The sequence below is a fragment of the Bradyrhizobium sp. SHOUNA76 genome (assembly GCF_023006445.1).
Taxonomy (GTDB): Bacteria; Pseudomonadota; Alphaproteobacteria; order Rhizobiales; family Xanthobacteraceae; genus Bradyrhizobium.
Window position 1 is genome coordinate 1 of record NZ_JALBHA010000699.1, and the last position, 2,566, is coordinate 2,566.

General features: G+C 62.8%; 4 protein-coding genes. All 4 read right to left on the minus strand.

Translation table 11 applies throughout. From position 1 onward, the window contains the following. Positions 1-504, minus strand: a 504-nt coding sequence (fliF, locus tag MOV74_RS35835) for a flagellar basal-body MS-ring/collar protein FliF (protein ID WP_246931950.1), incomplete at its 3' end; no start/stop codon positions are given. Positions 505-697: 193 nt separating this feature from the next. Continuing rightward, a complete protein-coding gene (locus MOV74_RS35840; RefSeq protein WP_002714638.1) occupies positions 698-973 on the minus strand; it encodes a DUF1153 domain-containing protein in 276 nt (91 codons plus the stop codon). Between the two features lie 401 nt (positions 974-1,374). Further along, the gene (locus MOV74_RS35845; RefSeq protein WP_246931952.1) at positions 1,375-2,082 is read right to left on the minus strand and encodes a flagellar hook assembly protein FlgD; all 708 of its coding nucleotides are present in this window, start codon (positions 2,080-2,082) and stop codon (positions 1,375-1,377) included. 11 nt (positions 2,083-2,093) lie between these two features. Next, on the minus strand, positions 2,094-2,566 hold a 473-nt coding region (locus MOV74_RS35850), incomplete at its 5' end, for a flagellar hook-length control protein FliK (RefSeq protein ID WP_246931955.1).

Genomic DNA, 2,566 nt, shown 5'->3' on the forward strand with positions numbered 1-2,566 from the left:
GATCGAGGCCGACGGCTCCGGCGCCTCGCGCGCAAACAGCGGACGCTCGGGCAGCACCAGATGGACGCGGGCAGCCTGGATGCGGTCGATGGCGCGGATGGTGCGGGCGAGCTCGCCTTCCAGCGCGCGGAGGTGATTGATGTTCTGGACGAAAGAGGTGGTGCCGAGTGCGTCCGACTTGTCGAACACCTCGTAGCCGACGCCGCCGCCCTTGGGCAGGCCGCCCTCGGCGAGCTTCATCCTGAGACGGGTGACCTTGTCCTTGGGCACCATGATGATGGAGCCCTCATTGCGGATTTCGAACTGGATGCCCTGGCGTTCCAGGTCCTTGATGATGCCAGAGGAATCCTCGACGCTGAGGTCGGTGAACAGCGTCGTCATCTGCGGCGTGGTGACGCGCATGATGACGAACGCGAAAAAGCCGACGAGCGCGGCGGTGACCGCGATCATCGCCCCGAACCGGGCGGCGCCGATACTCTTCAGAAAGTCAGCAAGACCTTGCAAGCAACCGCCCCAACAGATTCGGCCGCTTTCACTGGAAAGGCCGACTGGGCAATTATTGCCTAGGGGATGGTTTCGATATGGTTAACGAAGGTTAAGAGGTCGGACAAAAGTAGCGCCAAACAGCGATATGAAAAAAATCGGCCTCGCAGGGCGAGGCCGATTTTCGTCAAAAGCCGCAGTTTTCCGGATCGCCTTACTGGCGATATTGCTGGATACGGGTGGTGCGAAGACCCGCCAGACCATGCTGGTCGATGGAAAACTGCCAGGAGAGGAATTCGTCGACCGTCAGGGTATAACGGCTGCAGGCCTCCTCGAGCGAAAGAAGTCCACCACGAACGGCGGCGACGACTTCGGCCTTGCGGCGGATGACCCAGCGTTTGGTGCCGGGTGCTGGCAGATCCGCGATCGTCAACGGACTACCGTCCGGCCCGATGACGTATTTTACCCTCGGGCGATGGGGTTCTGTCATGGCGTACTCACAAACTCTCAACCACTGAACTCACGCCCGTAACCCTACGCCCGGCGGCTTAAAAATCCGCTAAGCCTAAGGCTTCAATACAATTCTCGTTGAAAATGGCTGGAACGCCGCCGTGTCGGCCGGCGGAACGTGTTTCCGGGCCGGTCGAGGGGGACTTCGTAAATACTTTACTAACAAATAGAGCCAGCGCGCGGGCGCTGCGAAGCTCTTAACTGTCATCCCGGGGCGCGCGCAGCGCGAGCCCGGGATCCATACCGCGTGATCTAACGATGGGATGCAGGTAGCAGTCCCGAGAATGACTTCTTAACCACCAATCTTCGTCAAATTTCTTCCTGTGGTTATGGATCCCCGCCTTCGCGGGGATGACACCGAATATATGGCTCGTGTCCGGCCTAATTGCTGCTTGTCGCGATGATGCTCTTGACCTGGCTCAGGGTGTAGCTGGCGCCGTCGATGGTGAGCAGCGGCGGCGACTGGGTCAGGTCGACCGACGACACCACGCCCTGCACCTGGGCGGCGATGCCGACATTGTTGTTCGCGACATCCTTGCCCGTTGCCGAGATCGTGTACTTGCCGTCGGGCCATTGCGTGCCGTCATTGCCCATGCCGTTCCAGGTGAAGGGAATGTCGGTGCCCGCGGCGGCGGTGTATTTGCCGGTGAACACGGTCTGGCCGCTGGCATTGGCGACGGTGATGTCGACCGTGGAATCGCTGGGCACGTTGAGATGCCAGGTCGCCGACGACTTCGTCATGGTCGCGGTCGAGCCGTCGACCAGGGCGGTCTTGCCGACGAAGCCGAGCGCCTGGGTCGCCTGCGTGGTCTGCTGCAGGGTGACGAGCTGGGACAGCGCATCGTTGGTCTTGAGCTGCTGCTCGACGCCGGCGAACTGCACCAGCTGCTGGGTGAACTGGTTGGTGTCGAGCGGATCCAGCGGGTTCTGGTTCTGCAACTGCGTGGTCAGCAGCGTCAGGAAGGTCTGGAAGTTGCCGGCGAGCGTCGATCCCGTGGTCGAGCCCAGCGAGTTCGACGAGGAGGATTTCGGGAGGTCGGTGGTCCCGGAGACGACGGAAGGGGCGGTGGCGCCAGTCGTGGTGGTCATGTCGATACTCCCTACACTCTGATGTCGACGCCGCTGCTCGGCCCGTACATGCGGCCATAGCCGCGCCCGACGGGTGCGGCAGCAGCGGTATCGTCCTCGCTGATGATCAGCCGGCGGGCATTGCCGCCATTGTCGTTGTTCTGGCCGGAGTTCTGGCCCGATGAATTCTGGTCGCGCAGGCTGAAGGACAGCCCGTTGCTGCCGGTCTTGAGCCCGGCATCGTCGAGCGCGCGCTGCAATTGCGGCGCGTCCTGGCGCAGCATCTGCAGCGTCTCCGGCTTCTCCACGGTGAGATGCGAGGTGACGTTGCCGGCGCGGTCGACGTTGATGCGCACGTCGATGCGGCCGAGCTCGGCCGGATCGAGGCTGATGTCGAAGCGGGACTTGCCGGATCGGATGGCGGCCGCGATCTCGACCGGCACGCCATTGATCGGCACCGCCGTCGCGGTGGCCGCGGTCGCGGTCAGCGTCGCGGTCGATGCGG